This window comes from Variovorax sp. 22077, assembly GCF_052044195.1.
Classification (GTDB): domain Bacteria; phylum Pseudomonadota; class Gammaproteobacteria; order Burkholderiales; family Burkholderiaceae_C; genus Variovorax; species Variovorax atrisoli.
Genome location: NZ_JBQEQC010000003.1, coordinates 391,274 through 408,676 on the forward strand (window position 1 = coordinate 391,274; position 17,403 = coordinate 408,676).

General features: G+C 67.0%; 17 protein-coding genes. 12 read left to right on the top strand and 5 right to left on the bottom strand.

Annotated elements, in window-relative coordinates; all coding sequences use genetic code 11:
• Nucleotides 1-504 carry a Csu type fimbrial protein gene (locus tag ACTJLF_RS06370; protein WP_019658485.1) on the bottom strand — a complete coding sequence of 168 codons (504 nt, stop codon included), beginning with the start codon at nt 502-504 and terminating at the stop codon, nt 1-3.
• Between the two features lie 314 nt (nt 505-818).
• On the opposite strand from ACTJLF_RS06370, the gene ACTJLF_RS06375 reads away from it, so the two are divergent.
• The 7 genes from ACTJLF_RS06375 (at nt 819) to ACTJLF_RS06405 (ending at nt 7,736) form a co-directional block, all read left to right on the top strand.
• Entirely contained in the window at nt 819-1,406 is a 588-nt protein-coding gene (locus ACTJLF_RS06375; protein WP_126186190.1) for an NAD(P)H-dependent oxidoreductase, read from the top strand.
• Entirely contained in the window at nt 1,403-2,677 is a 1,275-nt protein-coding gene (locus ACTJLF_RS06380; protein WP_132753346.1) for an amidohydrolase family protein, read from the top strand. Before ACTJLF_RS06375 ends, ACTJLF_RS06380 begins: the two co-directional genes overlap by 4 nt.
• A gap of 24 nt (nt 2,678-2,701) precedes the next feature.
• A complete protein-coding gene (locus ACTJLF_RS06385) occupies nt 2,702-3,565 on the top strand; it encodes a creatininase family protein (RefSeq protein WP_019658482.1) in 864 nt (287 codons plus the stop codon).
• Between the two features lie 88 nt (nt 3,566-3,653).
• Complete coding sequence (locus tag ACTJLF_RS06390; protein ID WP_440882703.1) at nt 3,654-4,637, top strand: ABC transporter substrate-binding protein; 984 nt, start codon at nt 3,654-3,656, stop codon at nt 4,635-4,637.
• A gap of 64 nt (nt 4,638-4,701) precedes the next feature.
• Nucleotides 4,702-5,538 (top strand): ABC transporter ATP-binding protein, encoded by an 837-nt coding sequence (locus ACTJLF_RS06395; protein WP_019658480.1) that lies wholly within the window; start codon nt 4,702-4,704, stop codon nt 5,536-5,538.
• The gene (locus ACTJLF_RS06400) at nt 5,535-6,344 is read left to right on the top strand and encodes an ABC transporter permease (RefSeq protein WP_019658479.1); all 810 of its coding nucleotides are present in this window, start codon (nt 5,535-5,537) and stop codon (nt 6,342-6,344) included. The genes ACTJLF_RS06395 and ACTJLF_RS06400 overlap by 4 nt, the downstream gene beginning before the upstream one ends.
• Before the next feature lie 9 nt (nt 6,345-6,353).
• Nucleotides 6,354-7,736: an FAD-binding oxidoreductase gene (locus tag ACTJLF_RS06405; protein WP_126186201.1), complete on the top strand. Its 1,383-nt coding sequence runs from the start codon at nt 6,354-6,356 to the stop codon at nt 7,734-7,736.
• A 6-nt stretch (nt 7,737-7,742) separates the two neighbouring features.
• Here ACTJLF_RS06405 and lnt read toward each other — a convergent pair whose 3' ends face one another.
• The 4 genes from lnt to ACTJLF_RS06425 all read right to left on the bottom strand — a co-directional run bounded on the left by lnt (nt 7,743) and on the right by ACTJLF_RS06425 (nt 11,617).
• A complete protein-coding gene (gene lnt / locus ACTJLF_RS06410) occupies nt 7,743-9,308 on the bottom strand; it encodes an apolipoprotein N-acyltransferase (protein ID WP_126186193.1) in 1,566 nt (521 codons plus the stop codon).
• Nucleotides 9,308-10,186 carry an HlyC/CorC family transporter gene (locus tag ACTJLF_RS06415; RefSeq protein WP_019658476.1) on the bottom strand — a complete coding sequence of 293 codons (879 nt, stop codon included), beginning with the start codon at nt 10,184-10,186 and terminating at the stop codon, nt 9,308-9,310. Before ACTJLF_RS06415 ends, lnt begins: the two co-directional genes overlap by 1 nt.
• A gap of 109 nt (nt 10,187-10,295) precedes the next feature.
• The gene (locus tag ACTJLF_RS06420) at nt 10,296-11,024 is read right to left on the bottom strand and encodes an N-acetyltransferase family protein (RefSeq protein ID WP_440882704.1); all 729 of its coding nucleotides are present in this window, start codon (nt 11,022-11,024) and stop codon (nt 10,296-10,298) included.
• Between the two features lie 119 nt (nt 11,025-11,143).
• Entirely contained in the window at nt 11,144-11,617 is a 474-nt protein-coding gene (locus tag ACTJLF_RS06425) for an Lrp/AsnC family transcriptional regulator (protein ID WP_019658474.1), read from the bottom strand.
• Between the two features lie 149 nt (nt 11,618-11,766).
• On the opposite strand from ACTJLF_RS06425, the gene hppD reads away from it, so the two are divergent.
• From hppD to ACTJLF_RS06450, 5 genes are all read left to right on the top strand, one after another.
• Nucleotides 11,767-12,894, top strand: a complete 1,128-nt coding sequence (gene hppD, locus ACTJLF_RS06430; protein ID WP_019658473.1) for a 4-hydroxyphenylpyruvate dioxygenase — start codon at nt 11,767-11,769, stop codon at nt 12,892-12,894.
• Nucleotides 12,895-12,930: 36 nt separating this feature from the next.
• On the top strand, nt 12,931-13,737 hold the full coding sequence (locus ACTJLF_RS06435) for a transporter substrate-binding domain-containing protein (RefSeq protein WP_440882705.1): 807 nt from the start codon (nt 12,931-12,933) through the stop codon (nt 13,735-13,737).
• Between the two features lie 29 nt (nt 13,738-13,766).
• Complete coding sequence (gene phhA, locus ACTJLF_RS06440) at nt 13,767-14,657, top strand: phenylalanine 4-monooxygenase (RefSeq protein ID WP_132753338.1); 891 nt, start codon at nt 13,767-13,769, stop codon at nt 14,655-14,657.
• Between the two features lie 133 nt (nt 14,658-14,790).
• Nucleotides 14,791-16,488: an AMP-binding protein gene (locus tag ACTJLF_RS06445; protein ID WP_145761357.1), complete on the top strand. Its 1,698-nt coding sequence runs from the start codon at nt 14,791-14,793 to the stop codon at nt 16,486-16,488.
• A 9-nt stretch (nt 16,489-16,497) separates the two neighbouring features.
• A partial coding sequence (locus tag ACTJLF_RS06450) for an MBL fold metallo-hydrolase (RefSeq protein ID WP_440882706.1) occupies nt 16,498-17,403 on the top strand: 906 nt, incomplete at its 3' end.

Sequence of the window (17,403 nt, forward strand, 5' to 3'; positions counted from 1 at the left end):
TCAGTAGTTGACCTGGACGGTCACGGTGTCGGAGTAGGAGCCAGGCGTCACGTTGACGCTCGCGACCGTAGCCCACACCGGGATCGACTGGGCCGAACCGGTGCCGGTGCCGGCCACGCCGTTGCCAACCGAGGTGGAAGTGGCCGTGCTGCCCCAGATCGCACCGGTGGCGCTCACCGAGCGCAGCTGGTAGGGGATGGTGTCAGTGCCCGTATTGCCCATGGCGCCGGCGCCGGTGGAGCTGTTGTTCGAGGGCAGCAGGCCGATGTTGTAGGGCGTCGACTTGGAGCAGGTCACGCTGATATTGCTGCTGGCGCTCAGGTTGGTGGCGGAGGAATCGACCGTGTTGAAGTTGATGTTGGAGCCCGAGCCCGCCGTCACCGAGCAAGCCTTGGCAACGGTGATCAGAACCTGGAACGTGGCAGTGGCCGGGCTCGTGGCTGCCAAAACTGCGCTGGTGGTGACTGCAAGAACAGCAGCAACGATGAGGGAAGGTTTTTTCATGAGGACGGACTCTCGGGTATCGAACGGTTGATGAAGAGAGAAATGAGGCCCAAAGTTCACAGATTTGGACTGTGAATTTTAGTTAACAATTGGAAGAAAGAGTGAATTGTTGTTACGAGGCGACCGAAATCCGGCCGTCTGCGCACTCGTTTTCCGGCCTTGCGTGACTTTTGTTACGGAATTCGGCCACCCTCCCCGCACCTTCTCGACACTTCCGTCGCGCCCTCACCACGCCGCCCCAAGGCGGTGCGGCGGCACTGGCACGTCGCTTGCATAACCTGACCACTTGCTCTGATTAAGCGGTCAAACACACCATGCGCGTGCTCGTCGTCTACTGCCATCCGGTCGAAACCAGCTTCCACGCCGCCCTGCATCAGGAGGTTCTGAAGAACCTGCGCGCGGCCGGGCACGAGGTGGACGACTGCGACCTCTACGCCGAAGGCTTCAACCCCGTGCTCTCGCGCGAGGAGCGCCTGGGCTACCACGACGTGCCTTCCAACCAGCTGCCGCTGAAGCCCTACGTGGAGCGGCTGCAGTGGGCCGAGGGGATCGTGTTCTGCTTCCCGACCTGGTGCTTCGGCCTGCCGGCGATGCTCAAGGGCTACTTCGACCGGCTCTTCATGCCGGGCGTGGCCTTCGACATCAGCGACCCGGCCAACGTCAAGCCGATGCTCACGCACATCAAGCGCATCAGCGCCGTCGTCACCTACGGGCGGCCGCGCTGGATGGCCATGTACATGGGCGACCCGCCGCGCAAGATCGTCACGCGCTACATGAAGCGGCTGACCGGCCAGCGCGCCAGGGTGGACTACCACGCCCACTATCACATGAACGTCGCGACCGAGCCCCAGCTCAAGCGCTTCATGGCACGCGTGGGCCAGGCGATGGCGCGTTTCGCATGAGCGCGCCGTCGATCCTTTCCAACGTGCGGCTGCCGCGCTGGCTGCTGCCTGCAGGCTGGCCGCAGCGCGACGGCGTGCCGGAGCTCGCGCGCATCGCGATCGAGGCGGGCCGCGTGCGATCGGTCGAGCCGGCCGTCGCCGCCGTGCCGCCGCCGCCCGACGCCTGGGACCTCGCCGGTGCCCTGGCCCTGCCCTGCTTCGTGGACGCCCATACGCACCTGGACAAGGCCTTCACCCTGCCGCGCATGAAACAGGTGCAGCCCGGCCTGCTCGGCGCCATCGACGCGATGCTCGCCGACCGCGTGCACTGGACACCCGCCGACGTGCGCGAGCGCGCCTCGCGCGGCCTGCAGTGGGCCTGGGAATGCGGCACCGCGCACCTGCGCACGCACGTCGACTGGTGGGAGCCCGAATCGGTGCCCATGGCCTGGCCGGTGATGGCCGAGCTGGCGCAGGAGTGGGCCGGCCGGGTTCGGCTGGAGCAGGTGAGCCTCATCAAGCTGCCGCTCTTCGAAGACGCCGCGCAGGCCATGCGCCTCGCCAAGCAGGTGAAGGCCACGGGGCCGCACGCGCTGCTCGGCGGCTTCGTGCACTCCACCAACTGGAGCGAGAACGCGCTGCGCAACCTGCTGGTGTCGGCGCAGGCCTGCGATCTCGACATCGACCTGCATGTCGACGAGGAGCTCAACGCCTCTGCCGTCGGCCTGCAGACCACCGCGCGCATCCTGGCCGAGATCGGCTACGAAGGCCGCGTGGTCTGCGGCCACATCTGCGCGCTCGCGGCCCAGCCCGAGGCGCAGGCCCTCGCCACGCTCGACGCGGTGGCGCGTGCGCCGATCACCGTGGTGTCGCTGCCCGCCACCAACCTGCTGCTGCAGGACGCCGTCACCGGCCGCACGCCGCGCCTGCGCGGCATCACGCTGGTGAAGGAAGCACGCGAGCGCGGCATTCCGCTGCTGTTCGCGAGCGACAACGTGCAGGACCCTTTCTGCCGCGTCGGCAGCTTCGACCCGGTCGAGGCGCTGGGCACGGCCGCGCTGGTGGCGCAGCTCGACGAGCCTTTCGACGACTGGTCGCAGGCGCTATGCCGCAGCGACTGGCTGCGGCGCGAAGCCCCGGCCGCCCAACCCACGCTGGTGGGCCAGGGCGCCGACCTGGTGCTGTTCACACAGGCCGACCGCCACGGCTGGCCCTCGCGCACCGCAGGCCGCGTGGTGCTGCGGGAAGGCCGCATCACGCAGGGCGACCCTGCGCCGTTCCTCCCCCGATAACGACTCCTCCAGAAAGACCCTCCCATGCTCCACGGCTACATCCCGCCCCACCGCTTCCTGCCCTACCTGAGCTGGACCGAGATCGCGGCGCTGCCCGATCGCGAGAACACCGTCATCGTGCTGCCCTGCGGCGCGATCGAGCAGCACGGCCCGCACCTGCCCTGCTCGGTCGACAGCGTGATCTGCTCGGGCGTGATGGGCAAGGCACTCGAGAAGCTCCCCGCCGAGGTGCGCGCCTTCGCGCTGCCGACCATCACGTATGGCAAGTCGGAAGAGCACCTGCACTTCCCCGGCACGATGACGCTGACCGGCACCACGCTGCTGTCGACCGTGATCGAGATCGGCGAGTCGGTCTACCGCTCGGGCTTTCGCAAGCTGCTGTTCGCCAACGGCCACGGCGGCCAGCCACAGGTGCTGGAGATGGCGGCGCGCGAGCTGCGCCTGCGCCACGGCGACTTCGTGGTGGTGCCGCACGGCGTGTCGCGCCTGCCGAGCGCGGCCAGCAAGCAGGTCAGCGAGCAGGAGAAGAAGCTCGCGATGCACGCGGGCCATTCCGAGACCGCGCTGATGCTCGCGCTCGCGCCCGAGACGGTGCACATGGAGCACGCGGTCGCCAACTTTCCGCCGCCCTTCCCGATCAAGCTGCTGTCTGCCGACGGCCGCCCGGCCTGCGCATGGACCTCGCGCGACTTCGGCCCGAGCGGCGTGATCGGCGACCCGACCACCGCCACGCGCGAGCAGGGCGAAGCCATCCTCGACACCCTCTCCGACAGCTGGGTGCAGGCGCTGACCGAGCTGCACGCGCTGCGCTGGGTGGTGCGCGAAGAGGCCACCTGGGAGCGCGGGCACCAGCAGGGCTTCATCCAGCAGAGCTTCCAGCCGGCCTGACAGGGGTTTGAGCCCGCTTCTTGCAACGGCCGCTTCACCTTTTTCTTCTTTCTTCTTCAACTCCCCAGCCTACGAGAGGTCCACTCCCATGCGCTCCTTCGCACTGTCCATCGCCGGCGCAGCCGCCATCGCCTTCCTCGCCGCCGCGCCCGCCCAGGCCGAGGACAAGTTCACCTACATGACCAACTGGTATGCGCAGGCCGAGCACGGCGGCTTCTACCAGGCCGTGGCGCAGGGCATCTACAAGAAGTACGGCCTCGACGTCACCATCAAGATGGGCGGCCCGCAGGTCAACATCACGCAGATGATGGCCGCCGGCCAGGCCGACTGCATCATGGGCTCGAGCGACATCCAAATGATGCAGGTGCGCGAAGGCGGCGTGCCGGTGGTCAACGTGGCGGCCTTCTTCCAGAAGGACCCGCAGGTGCTGATCGCGCACGACGACGTGAAGAAGTTCGAGGACCTCAAGGGCAAGACGCTGCTGATCGGCGCGCAGGCCCAGCGCGGCTACTGGCCGTGGGTGAAGGCCAAGTTCGGCTTCACCGACGAGCAGACCCGTCCCTACACCTTCAACATCCAGCCCTTCGTCGCCGACAAGAACGCCGCGCAGCAGGGCTACCTGACCTCGGAGCCCTACGCCATCCAGAAGGCCGGCGTGAAGAGCACCGTGCTGATGTTCAGCGACCACGGCTTCCCGGCCTACGCGACCACCGTGTCGTGCATGGAGAAGACGGTGAAGGACCGCAGCAAGCAGGTCGCCGCCTTCGTGAAGGCCTCGGCCGAAGGCTGGAAGAGCTACCTCGCGGACCCCGCGCCCGCCAACGCCCTCATCAAGAAGGACAACCCCAACATGACCGACGACCAGCTGGCCTACAGCGTCGCCAAGCTCAAGGAGATGGGCATGGTCACCGGCGGCGACGCGGCCAAGCTCGGCATCGGCGTGATGACGGATGCACGCGCCAAGGCGAGCTACGACTTCCTGGTGAGCGCGAAGCTGCTCGACCCCGCCAAGGTCGAGCTGGCCAAGACCTACACGACCGAGTTCGTCAAGGACGCCAAGGTCATTCCCTGACGCTCGGGCACTGCCCTGAAACCACGCGGCCACGCAGCGCGGCCGTTCTCGAAAGGCCTCACGAATGAATCGCATCGACCCCCACACGCTGGCGCCCCCGCCCGATTTCGCACCTGCCGTCCCGGCGGTGGAAGTGCTCTCGGCCGAGAAGACGTATCCCAACGGCACGCAGGCGCTGCTGCCCGTGGACCTGTCCATCGCCGAAGGCGAGTTCGTCACCCTGCTCGGCCCCTCGGGCTGCGGCAAGAGCACGCTGCTGAAGATGGTGGCGGGCATGCTCGAGCCCAGCGACGGCCGCCTGCTGGTGTGGCGCCGGCCGGTGGCGCAGCTGCACGAGAGCTCGCACAAGATGTCGTTCGTGTTCCAGTCGCCCACGCTGATGCCGTGGGCCAGCGTGCGCACCAACGTGCGGCTGCCGCTGGACCTGGCGGGCGTGCCGCGCAAGGAGGCCGATGCGCGGGTGATGGAATCGCTCGAGCTCGTGGGCCTGCAGAAGTTCGCCGACGCGCTGCCGCGTGCGCTTTCGGGCGGCATGCAGATGCGCGTGTCGATCGCGCGCGGCCTCGTCACGCAGCCCGACCTGCTGCTGATGGACGAGCCCTTCGGCGCGCTCGACGAGATCACGCGCCACAAGCTCGACGCCGACCTGCTGGAGCTGTGGCGCAAGAAGAAGCTCACGGTGATCTTCGTGACGCATTCGATCCACGAGGCGGTGTTCCTGTCGAGCCGCGTGGTGATGATGGCCGCGCGGCCCGGCCGCGTGGTGGAGGAGTTCCGCATCGACGAGCCCTATCCGCGCAGCGCCGACTTCATGGTCACGCCCGAATTCGCGCGCTACGCCAAGCAGCTGCAGGACAGCCTGCTGCGCGCCAGCAGCACTGACGAGGAGGCCGCGCGATGACTGCGAAGACCGTTCCCCTGCTGGGCCAGCCGCGCGTGCAGCGCGTGCTCTACCCGGTGCTGATCGGCGTGGTGCTGATCGCCCTGTGGCAGTGGCTGGTGGTGGCGATGGAGCTGCCGCCCTACCTGGTGCCTTCGCCCTACCTGATGATGCAGACGCTGGTGACCGACTGGGCGCCGCTGGGCAACGCGCTGCTGGTCACGCTGAAGATCACGGTGCTGTCGTTCCTGCTGGCCACGGTGGCGGGCGTGCTGATCTCGTTCCTGTTCGTGCAGAGCAAGCGCATCGAGACCGCGCTCTTCCCCTACGCGGTGCTGTTGCAGGTCACGCCCATCGTCGCGGTGGCGCCGCTCATCATCATCTGGGTGAAGAACCCGGTGGCGGCGATGACGGTGTGCGCCGCGCTGGTGGCGCTGTTCCCGATCATCAGCAACACCACGCTGGGCCTGCGCAGCATCGACCCCGACCTGCAGAGCTACTTCAAGCTCAACCGCGCGACGCGCTGGCAGCAGCTGGTGCGGCTGCGCATCCCGAGCGCGCTGCCGTACTTCTTCGGCGGCCTGCGCATCTCCAGCGGCCTCGCGCTGATCGGCGCGGTGGTGGCGGAGTTCGTCGCGGGCACCGGCGGCTCGGGCGCGGGCCTGGCCTACCAGATCCTGCAGGCGGGCTTCCAACTGAACATTCCGCGCATGTTCGCGGCGCTGCTGCTCATTTCCCTCACCGGTGTCGCGCTCTTCGTGCTGATGGCCTGGCTCACCAAGCTGGCGCTGGGCTCGTGGCATGCGAGCGAACTTTCCCAGGATTGAACCTTGACCATGAACGCCCCTGTTTCCGCCATCGAGCAGCTGCTGCTCGAACTGCCCGACCTCGACTGGATCACCGACGAGAGCCGCGTCACGCGGCTGTCCTCCGACTTCTCCTGGTTCAGCCCCGTGCTGGTGCGCCAGCTCAAGGACAAGCGCGCCGACGCGGTCGTGCGGCCGCGCACCGAGGAAGAGATCCGCGCCGTGGTCGGCGCCTGCGCGCGCCGCTGCGTGCCCATCACCATCCGCGGCAGCGGCACCGGCAACTACGGCCAGACCACGCCGCTGGCCGGCGGCGTGGTGCTCGACATGACGGGCTACAACGGCTGCCTGTGGGTGCGCCCCGGCGTGGCGCGCGCGCAGGCCGGCATCCGCCTGGGTGAACTCGAGAAGCAGACCAAGCCCACGGGGCAGGAGCTGCGCTGTGTTCCGTCCACCTACCGCAGCGCGACGCTGGGCGGCCTCTTCGGCGGCGGCTTCGGCGGCGTGGGCTCCATCAACTACGGGCCGCTGGGCGCGCCTGGCAACGTGATCGGCATCCGCGCGATGACCATCGAGGCCGAGCCGCAGGTCGTCGAGCTGCGCGGCGCCGACGCGATGCGCATGCACCACCTGTGGGGCACCAACGGCCTCGTGCTGGAGCTGGAGATCGCCCTGGCGCCCGCGCATCCCTGGCTCGAGACGCTGGTGACCTTCGGCGACTTCGAAAGCGCGCTGCACTTCGCCGACAAGCTCGCGCACGCGCCGGGCATCGTGAAGCGCGGCGTCACCTTCTTCGCGGCGCCGATCTCCGACCATCTCGCGCAGCTCGCCACGCACCTGCCCAAGGGCTGCCACACGGTGCTGTCGCTGGTGGCCGAATCGTGCGAGCCCGCGATGCTGCAGCTGGTGGAAGCGCACGGCGGCACGGTCAGCTACCGCAAGACCGCCGCCGAGGTGCAGAAGAGCAACCGCACGCTGATGGAATTCACCTGGAACCACACGACGCTGCACGCCCTGAAGATCGATCCGAACCTGACCTACCTGCAGAGCGGCTTCGTCCCGGGCAGGCACGTCGAGCAGGTCATCGAGATGGAGAAGCTGCTGGGCGGCGAGCAGGGCGAGGTGATGATGCACATCGAGTTCCTGCGCAACGTGGCCGGCCTCATGACCTGCAGCGGGCTGCAGCTGGTGCGCTTCAGCACCGAGGAACGGCTGCAGGAGATCATGCGCATCCACCGCGAGCACGGCGTGCACATCAACAACCCGCACGTGAACATCGTGGAAGACGGCAAGGCCGGCGGGCCGCTGCCGCCGGAAGTCATCGAGGTGAAGAAGCGCTTCGACCCGCTGGGGCTGCTGAACCCGGGCAAGCTGCGCGACTGGCCTGTGAAGGCGGCTGCTGCGGCAGCCTGACCGGTTTCAGTTCCTGCGGCGGCCCTGCACCCAGGCCGCGGCAACGATGGCCATGGCCAGCAACCACAGCGGCCAGAGGCCGAAGGGCGCCACCCAGCGCGCGAAGGGCGTGAGGCCGCGACGGCCTTCCACGTTCGCCTCAAGCACGCCGCGCGTGAGGCGCGGCAGCTCGTGCGTCACGCGGCCCTGGGCGTCGATCACCACGGTCGCGCCGGTGTTGGTGGAACGCACCATCGGCCGCGCGAACTCGAGCGCGCGCATGCGCGAGATCGACAGGTGCTCGTCGATGGCCACCGTGTCGCCGAACCAGGCGATGTTGCTCACGTTGAGCAGGATGGTGGGCGCCATGGCCTCGTCGCGGAAGTTCGCACCAATCTCGTCGCCGAACAAGTCCTCGTAGCAGATGTTCGGCGCGATGCGCTGGCCCTGCCAGACGAAGGGCGCCTGGGCGAGCCCGCCGCGCGCGAAGTCGCCCAGCGGGATGTTCATCATCTGGATGAACCAGCGAAAGCCCGGCGGAATGAATTCGCCGAAGGGCACCAGGTGGTGCTTGCTGTAGACGTACGGCCGCGCTTCGCCGGGACGGAAGCCGAGCACCGAGTTGCTGTAGGTGCCCTGTCCGCCCATGGGCAGGCCGACGATGGCTGCCTGCGTGCCCTGGCTGTAGCGCGCCTGGATCGCTTCGAGATAGCCGGGCGGCAGCTGCACGGGCAACAGCGGCAGCGCGGTCTCGGGCGTGACGACGAGCGAAGCCTTCGCATCGCGCAGCTGCTCGCCGTACCAGCTCAGCGCGGTCTCGATGCCGCCGCCGGGAATGAACTTCTCGTCCTGCGGGATGTTGCCCTGCAGGAGCGCGATGCTCAGACTGCCCGCAGCGCCCTTGTCGCCCCGCACATCGTCGCCAAGCGCCGGCACGAGATTCGGCACGGCGAACACGAGCGCGATCAGCACGATGCCTTGCGCGGCCTGCGCCATGCGCAGCGGACGATGCAGCGCGACCAGCGCAACGGCCAGCGCCGCCGCGGCGCCGATGCCGTACACGCCCACCCATGGCGCAAGCGCGGCGAGCGGGCCTTCCACGTGCGCGTAGCCGCCCGCACCCCACGGGAAGCCGGTGAACCAGCTGCCTCGCACCAGCTCGGCCAGCGTCCAGAGCGCCGCGAAGACCAGTGCGCCCGCCACCCGCCCCTGCGGCCCCTTCACCACGAACCATGCAGCCGCGACCGCGTAGTACAGGCCCAGCGCGGCAGCCAGCGCGAGCACGGCGATGGCCGCCAGCGGCGCCGGCAGGCCGCCGTAGGTGTGCATCGAGATGAAGAGCCACCAGAAGCTGCCGGTGAGCCAGGCGGTGGAGAACAACCAGCCGTGCAACCCCGCGCGGCGCCAGCCCGCGCCCTGCGAACGCAGCCCGTCGAGCAGCCACACCAGGGCACCCAGCGACAGCAGCTGCAGCCACCACAGCGGCTTGCCGCCGACCGGCGAGGCCATCGAGAGCGCCTGCGCGAGCCCGGCGGCGACGAAGCCGAGCGGACGGAGTAAGGAGGCGAAGGAGGAAGCCGGCGCGCGAACCATCAGTCGGCCGCGTCGCCGCCGCGTGCCGGGGACACCTTGAACCAGCGCACCGCGCCGCCCTTGGTGTGCAGCACCACGAAATCGAAACCGCCGATCGCATGGTGCTCGCCGCGCTTGGGCACGTGGCCCATCTCGTGCGCGATCAGCCCGCCGATGGTGTCGAAGTCTTCGCTGAGCTGCTCTTCGTCGAACACGATGCCGAAGGCCTCTGCGACGCGCTCGATGGGCGTATCGCCCGAGACGCGGTAGGTGTGGTCGGCCAGGCCGAAGATGTCGCCCTCGTCCTCGGCGATATCGAACTCGTCCTCGATCTCGCCGACGATCTGCTCGAGCACGTCCTCGATGGTGATGAGGCCGGCCACGCGGCCGAATTCGTCGATGACGATGGCCAGATGGTTGCGGTTGCCGCGGAATTCGCGCAGCAGGTCGTTCAGGCCCTTGCTCTCCGGAACGAAGGTCGCCGGGCGCAGCAGCGCACGGATGTTCAGGTCCGGCGCGCGCTGCAGCTTGAGCAGGTCCTTCGCGAGCAGGATGCCGATGATGTTCTCCTTCTCGCCCTCGTACACCGGAAAGCGCGAGTGCGCGGTGTCGATGACCAGGTGCAGAAGCGCGTCGAACGGTGCGTCGATGTTCACCAGGTCCATGCGCGGCGCAGCGACCATCACGTCGCCGGCGGTCATGTCGGCCATGCGCAGCACGCCTTCGAGCATCACGCGCGACTCCGCGCCGATCACCTCGTTGTCCTCGGCGTCTGCCAGGGTTTCGATCAGCTCGTCGCGCGAATCAGGGCCGGGATGGATGAATTCGGCGAGTTTCTGGAGAAAGCTGCGCTTGTCTTCCCGTTCGACGGGAGCGCGTTCAGGGTGAGGTTCGGCCACTGCGGGAGGGCGGAGTTGAGGAGGGACAAGGATACCGGATTGCGTGTGACACCCTCTACCGGCCCCTTTCAAGGGGCCGGGCCCGGGCGGCCGCCATGGGCCGCAGGGCTCAGGGCGCCGACTTCCTGCGGGCGTCGCGCATGCCGCTGCGCACTTCCTGCAGGCTGGCCAGGAAGGTCCAGAACTGCTTGGCGCGGCTCTTGAGGGCGAAGTCGACGGCCGCGTAGTGCTCCAGGGCGATTTCGCTCATGCGGCTGTCGAAGGTGGCGCTGGGCAGCTCGAGATGGGCTTCGGCTTCGGCGCCGCTGCGCACCACGGTGGCCCCGGCGTTACGGGCGATCTTCAGCATGGCGGCGTTCTCGCTCAGCGCATGGATGAAGAGCATGCCCACCCCCTCGTTGCGGGCCACGACCACGGCGCGCTCGAACAGGCGGGCGCCGTAGCCACGGCCGCGGGCATGGGCCGAGACCGACACGCCGAACTCGGCGCAGTCGCTGTGCTGGTCGCCGGGGGCGAATGCCAGGTGGGCCATCGCGATCAGGTCGAGGCGGCGGTTGTAGATGCCGAAAAGCTCGTCGCGCTCGAAATCGAGGCTGTCGACGTAGCGCTGGACCTGCTCGTCGGCCGCTGCGTAGCCGAAACGCAGGTAGCGGTCGTGCGGGGTGAGGTCGAGCAGGTGGCGCGCGATGCGCTCGCGTTCGCGCGGGCCGATCGAGCGGATCGGCACCATCACCGGTTGAGGCGCGCTGACTGCGCGTGGTTGCGCCTCGACCATCGGCGCCCTCAGGAAAGAGCCAATGCCGAGAGACGCTTTGAGCAGGTTCCTGGCGGTAAGCATGGCTCAACTTTAAGGGTTTTCCCTTAAACAACAAGTCTACAAGGTCAATCTCCCGACACATTTGTGACCCAGTGCCTGGCTGTAGCCACCGGTGTAGCGCCCGAGCAACCGAAATGTGGCTAAACGGGCACAGCTGTTGTGGCTTTGACACGGTCCAGCACGAAGCTGGTCTTGCAGTCTTCCACGCTGGGGTGCTTGAGCAGGGTGTCCATGATGAAGCGGCTGTAGTGGGCCATGTCGGCCACCACCACGCGCAGCAGGTAGTCCATGTCGCCGGTGAGGGCGGCGCACTCGACCACCTCCGGCCATGTCTGCACGCTGGCCCGGAACAGGTCCATGGGATTGCGCTTGTGGGTCTCGGTGTGCTTTTCGAGACGCACGTTGAGATAGGCGGTCAGCCCCAGGCCGACGGCTTCAGGCTGAACCAGCGCCACGTAGCGGTCGATCACGCGGTGTTCTTCCAGCCGCTTGACCCTGCGCAGCACGGCGCTGGGAGACAGGCTCACCTGCTCGGCGATCTGGTCGTAGGTGGCGCGACCGTCTGCTTGAAGCGTGCGCAGAATGAGTCTATCGATCTTGTCCAGTGCTTCCATTTCGCCATTCTTGCAGTTTTACTGCGTGACGGCCACCAGGGGCGCGCGGAAACGCAGTAAACCTGAGAGGCATCCGCCCTACATTGCATGACCGGCCGATTTCGCGCCCCGTTCATTCATTCATTCCATCCCCACACCGGAGACCGCACATGAGCCTTGCCGACGCACCAGCCTTCACGCCCTGGGAGAACCCCATGGGCACCGATGGCTTCGAATTCATCGAGTACGCGGCACCCGATCCGGTCGCCATGGGCAAGGTGTTCGAGCGAATGGGCTTCAAGGCCGTGGCCAAGCACCGCCACAAGAACGTGTTGCTCTATCGCCAGGGCACGATCAACTTCATCATCAACGCCGAGCCCGATTCGTTCGCGCAGCGCTTCGCGCGCCTGCACGGCCCCAGCGTGTGCGCCATCGCGTTCCGCGTGCAGGACGCCAAGTTCGCCTACGAACGCGCCATCTCGCTGGGCGCCTGGGGCTTCGCCGACAAGGCCGGCCCGGGCGAGCTGAACATCCCGGCCATCAAGGGCATCGGCGACAGCCTGATCTACCTGGTCGACCGCTGGCGCGGCAAGAACGGCGCGAAGCCGGGCGACATCGGCAACATCGGCTTCTTCGACGTGGACTTCGAGGCGCTGCCGGGCCTGTCCGCCGAAGAGGCGCTGGCGCCCGTGGGCAACGGCCTGACCTACATCGACCACCTCACCCACAACGTGCACCGTGGCCGCATGAACGAATGGGCCGAGTTCTACGAGCGCCTGTTCAACTTCCGCGAGGTGAAGTACTTCGACATCGAAGGCCAGGTCACCGGCGTGAAGAGCAAGGCCATGACCAGCCCCTGCGGCAAGATCCGCATCCCGATCAACGAAGAGGGCAAGGAGCAGGCCGGCCAGATCCAGGAGTACCTGGACATGTACAACGGCGAAGGCATCCAGCACATCGCGATGGGCTCGGACGACCTGTACCAAACGGTCGACGCGCTGCGCGCCAATGGCGTGAAGCTGCTGGACACCATCGACACCTACTACGAGCTGGTCGACAAGCGCATTCCCGGCCACGGCGAAAGCGTCGAGGAGCTGCACAAGCGCAAGATCCTGATCGACGGCAAGAAGGACGCTCTGCTGCTGCAGATCTTCAGCGAGAACCAGCTCGGCCCGATCTTCTTCGAGTTCATCCAGCGCAAGGGTGACGACGGCTTCGGCAACGGCAACTTCAAGGCGCTGTTCGAGAGCATCGAGCTCGACCAGATGCGCCGCGGCGTGCTTAGCGCCGCAAAATAAGGGCCCTTCCCTTATCTACCTGCTTCTGGAGCACGCATGCGCAGCTGTACGCCTTCGATCGGTCTGACTTTCATCGCGGCGGCTGCCGCCCTTCTTTCGGGTTGCGCGATGGCGCCCGCGGCCGCGCCGGCGGTCGGCGCCTCGCACCTCGATAGCGTGCAGAAGGCCGCGGTGCTGCGCATCTGCACGCCGGGCGACTACAAGCCCTTCAGCTTCCAGAAGCCCGACGGCGCCTTCGAGGGCATCGACGTCGACCTGATGGCCGGCTTCAGCGCCAGCCTCGGCGCGAAGCCCGAGTGGATCAAGACCACCTGGGCCAACCTGCTGCCCGACCTGACCGCCGGCAAGTGCGACATCGCCGTGGGCGGCGTGTCGGTCACCACCGACCGGCAGAAGCGCGCCTTCTTCAGCGCGCCCTACATGGTCAACGGCAAGACGCCGATCGCGCGCTGCGCCGACGTGGCCAAGTACCAGAGCGTGGCGGCCATCGACCAGCCGTCGGTGCGCGTCATCTTCAATCCGGGCGGCAGCAACGAGCGCTTCGCCCGTGCCAACTTCAAGAAGGCCAAGCTCACGCTGCACGGCGAGAACGTGACGATCTTCGACGAGATCCTCGCCAACCGTGCCGACGTGTTCGTCACCGAGGCGGCCGAGGCCATCACGCAGCAGAAGCTCAAGCCGGGCCTGTGCGCGGTCAACCCCGACAAGCCGCTTCAATACGGCGAAATGGCCTGGATGCTGCCGCGCGACGACGTGGCCTTCAAGTCGTACGTCGACCAGTGGCTGCACCTGCAGCAGGCCGGCGGCGACTTCCAGCGGACGATGGACCGCTGGCTCAAGTAAGCAAGCAACTCACGACCGGTCTCTTCTTCATGGACTCCTCCGCAGCCGCCGCCGTTGTCACCCCCGCCGTCACCCCAGCCGTGTACGGCGCCTCCGACCGCCCGCCCCGCGGCGACTACTCGCGCGGCGGCGCGGTGCTGGCCGACTACACCTGCCCGCAGGACTGGGCCAGCTACACGCCGGCGGACCACGACACCTACCGCCGCCTCTACGAGCGGCAGGTGGCGCAGCTGCCGGGGCTGGCCTGCGACGCCTTCATCGAGGCGCTGCCCTCGCTGGGCGTGAAGGACCGCATCCCGCGCTTCGACGAGCTCAACGAGCGGCTGCACCGCGCCACGGGCTGGGAGATCGTCGCCGTGCCGGGGCTGATTCCGGAGCTGCCTTTCTTCACGCTGCTCGCGAACCGCAAGTTTCCGGTCACCGACTGGATCCGCAAGCCCGAGGAGTTCGACTACATCGTCGAGCCCGACGTGTTCCACGACCTCTTCGGCCATGTGCCGATGCTGTTCGACCCGACCTTCGCCGACTACGTGCAGCGCTACGGCCAGGGCGGCATCAAGGCGCACGAACTCGGCGCCGGAGAAAAGCTCGCGCGCCTCTACTGGTACACGGTGGAGTTCGGCCTGATCCGCCAGCCGGACGGCCTGCGCGCGTACGGTGCCGGCATCCTCAGCTCGGTGGGCGAGCTCAGGCACGCGGTGCTCAGCGACGAGCCGCGCCGCCTGCCGCTGGACCTGCTGCGCACCATGCGCACGCGCTACAAGATCGACACCTACCAGGCCAACTACTTCGTGATCGACAGCTTCAAGCAGCTGTTCGACCTCACCGAACCCGATTTCACGCCGCTTTACGAGTCGTTGAAGGTGGCCCCGGACATCGAGGCCGGGGTGCTGCTGCCGGGCGAGTCCGGCAAGGCCTGAGATCCCGAGGGTTGTTTGCAGCTGTCGTCGTGCGCAGCTATCGCGCGCGCGACAGCGCGCGCCCTTGTCCTAGGACAAGCCCGCTGGTCGCGGAAGCAGAGTGGCTTCCACAATCCGCGCCAAAGGAGCTTGCATGCAGACGACATCATCCGCGCGACAGAACTACCCGGCCGGCGTGCCGCACGTGATCGATCCGGAGCAGTACCGTTCACTGCCCCAGATGTTCGACGAGGCCTTCGCCCGTTATGCCGACCGCCCCTTCTCGGTCTGCATGGAGCGCTGGATGTCGTACGGCGAGCTCGACGCGCTGTCGAAAGCGCTGGGCGCCTGGCTGCAGTCGCGCGGGCTGGAGCCCGGGGCGCGGGTTGCGATCATGCTGCCGAACATTCCGCAGTTCGCGGTCACGATGTGCGGCGTGCTGCGCGCGGGATACACCTGCGTCAACGTCAATCCGCTGTACACCGCGCGCGAGCTGGAGCACCAGCTGAAGGATTCGGGAGCGACGGCCATCGTCATCCTCGAGAACTTCGCCTCCACGCTGGAGAAGGTGATCGAGCGCACGCCGGTCAAGCATGTGGTCATGACATCCATGGGCGACCTGCTCGGAGGCTTGTACGGTGCCTGGATCACGATGGCCGTGCGCCATCTCGCGAAGCTGGTACCGGCCTACAAGCTGCCGCTGAGCGACGGCCGCAGCGTCACCCCTTTCAGCCAGGCGATCGCCGAGGGTCGCGGTCGCACGCTGGGCCCGGACCGGAGCACGCTCGATTCGATCGCCTTCCTGCAGTACACCGGCGGCACGACCGGTTTGTCGAAGGGCGCGGTGCTGACCCATCGCAACATCGTCGCGGCCACGCTGCAGGCCGAGGCCTGGTTCACGCCGGCGCTGTCGCGGGCGGGCGACCTCGCGAAGGTCAACAGCATCGCGGCGCTGCCGCTCTATCACATCTTCGCGCTGACACTGTGCCTGCTGGTGATCCGCCAGGGCTCGCACATGACGCTGATTCCGAACCCGCGCGACTTCGACAAGTTCATCGCGGTGCTGAAGAAGCGGCCCTTCCACATGCTGCCCGCGGTGAACACCCTGTTCAATGCGCTACTGATGCATCCGGAGTTCAAGTCGGTCGACTTCTCGACGCTCTTCGTCTCGCAGGCGGGCGGCATGGCCGCCTCGGAAGGCACGGCGCGCAAGTGGTTCGAGGCCACCGGCTGTCCGATGATCGAAGGCTGGGGCATGAGCGAGACATGCGCGATCGGCACCAACAACCCGGTGTCGAACACCGAGTTCACCGGCACGATCGGGTTGCCGCTGCCCAGCATCGAGATCGCCATCAAGGATGACGATGGAAACTCGTTGCCCGTCGGCGAAGCGGGGGAGCTCTGCATCAAGGGTCCGAACGTGATGAAGGGTTACTACAACCAGCCGGCCGAGACTGCCGCGGCCTTCACCGCCGACGGTTTCATGCGCACCGGCGATATCGCGGTGATGCAGGAAGACGGCTACAGCCGCATCGTCGACCGCAAGAAGGACATGATCCTTGTGAGCGGCTTCAACGTGTTCCCGAACGAACTGGAGAACGTGATCTCGCTGTGCCCCGGCGTCGTGGAGTGCGCGGCGGTGGGCGTGCCCGACGAGAAGCAGGGCGAGGCCATCAAGGTGTTCGTGGTCCGCAGGGATCCGACGCTGACCGAGGAGGCCGTGCTGCAGTATTGCCATTCGCAGCTCACGGGCTACAAGCGGCCGAAGCACATCGAATTCCGGGAGTCGCTGCCGAAGACGAATGTGGGGAAGATCCTGCGCCGCGAACTCCGCACGAGTGCGGGCGCCTGAGCGGCGAAGATGAGCCATTCATCCGCGAGTGCGGGGCTGCCGGCAGGCGTCGTCGTCTTCGAGCGGGGATGGCTGTCGTCGAACAATGTGTTGTTCGTGGGGAGCACAGAGACGGCGCTTGTCGATACAGGCTATGCGACGCACGCCGAGCAGACCTTGGCGCTGGTCGAGTCAGTGCTGCAAGAGCGGCCACTCGACCGCATCCTGAACACGCATCTGCATAGCGACCACTGCGGAGGAAATGCTGAGCTGCAAGGACGCTATCCGTCCGTTCGCACCGAGATTCCGCCGGGCGAGGCAGCGCTGGTCGAGAGCTGGGACGAGCAGAAGCTCAGCTTCCTGGCCACGGGGCAGATCTGTCCACGATTTCGATTCACGGCACTGCTGCTTCCAGGTTCCGAATGCGTCCTCGGTGACAGGCCGTGGCAGGTGCATGCGGCGCCGGGTCACGACCCTCACTCGGTCATTCTGTTCGAGGAAACGTCTCGGACTTTGATCTCAGCGGATGCGCTCTGGGAGAACGGATTCGGCATCGCGTTTCCCGAGTTGGCGGGCGAGCCGTCGTTCGGAGAAATAGGCGCGACCTTGGATCTGATCGCGGGGCTCGCGCCGCGGCGGGTGATTCCGGGGCATGGGGCCGTATTCGACGACGTGGCAAGGGCCTTGGACATTGCACGTCGACGGCTTGATGGATTGAGCAGAGACCCGGTCAAGCATGCGCGGCACGCCATCAAAGTCTTGATGAAGTTCAAGCTGCTGGAAGTGCAGTCGATTTCGCTGACGGCTTGGAAGACCTGGCTGGCTTCGACGCCGTACCTTGAGTTGATCCGGAGTCGTTTTTTCAGAGGATCCGAATTGGGTCAGCTAGCCCGAGATATGTTGGAGGAGTTGGTAGCTGCGGGAGGTGCCGAAGTG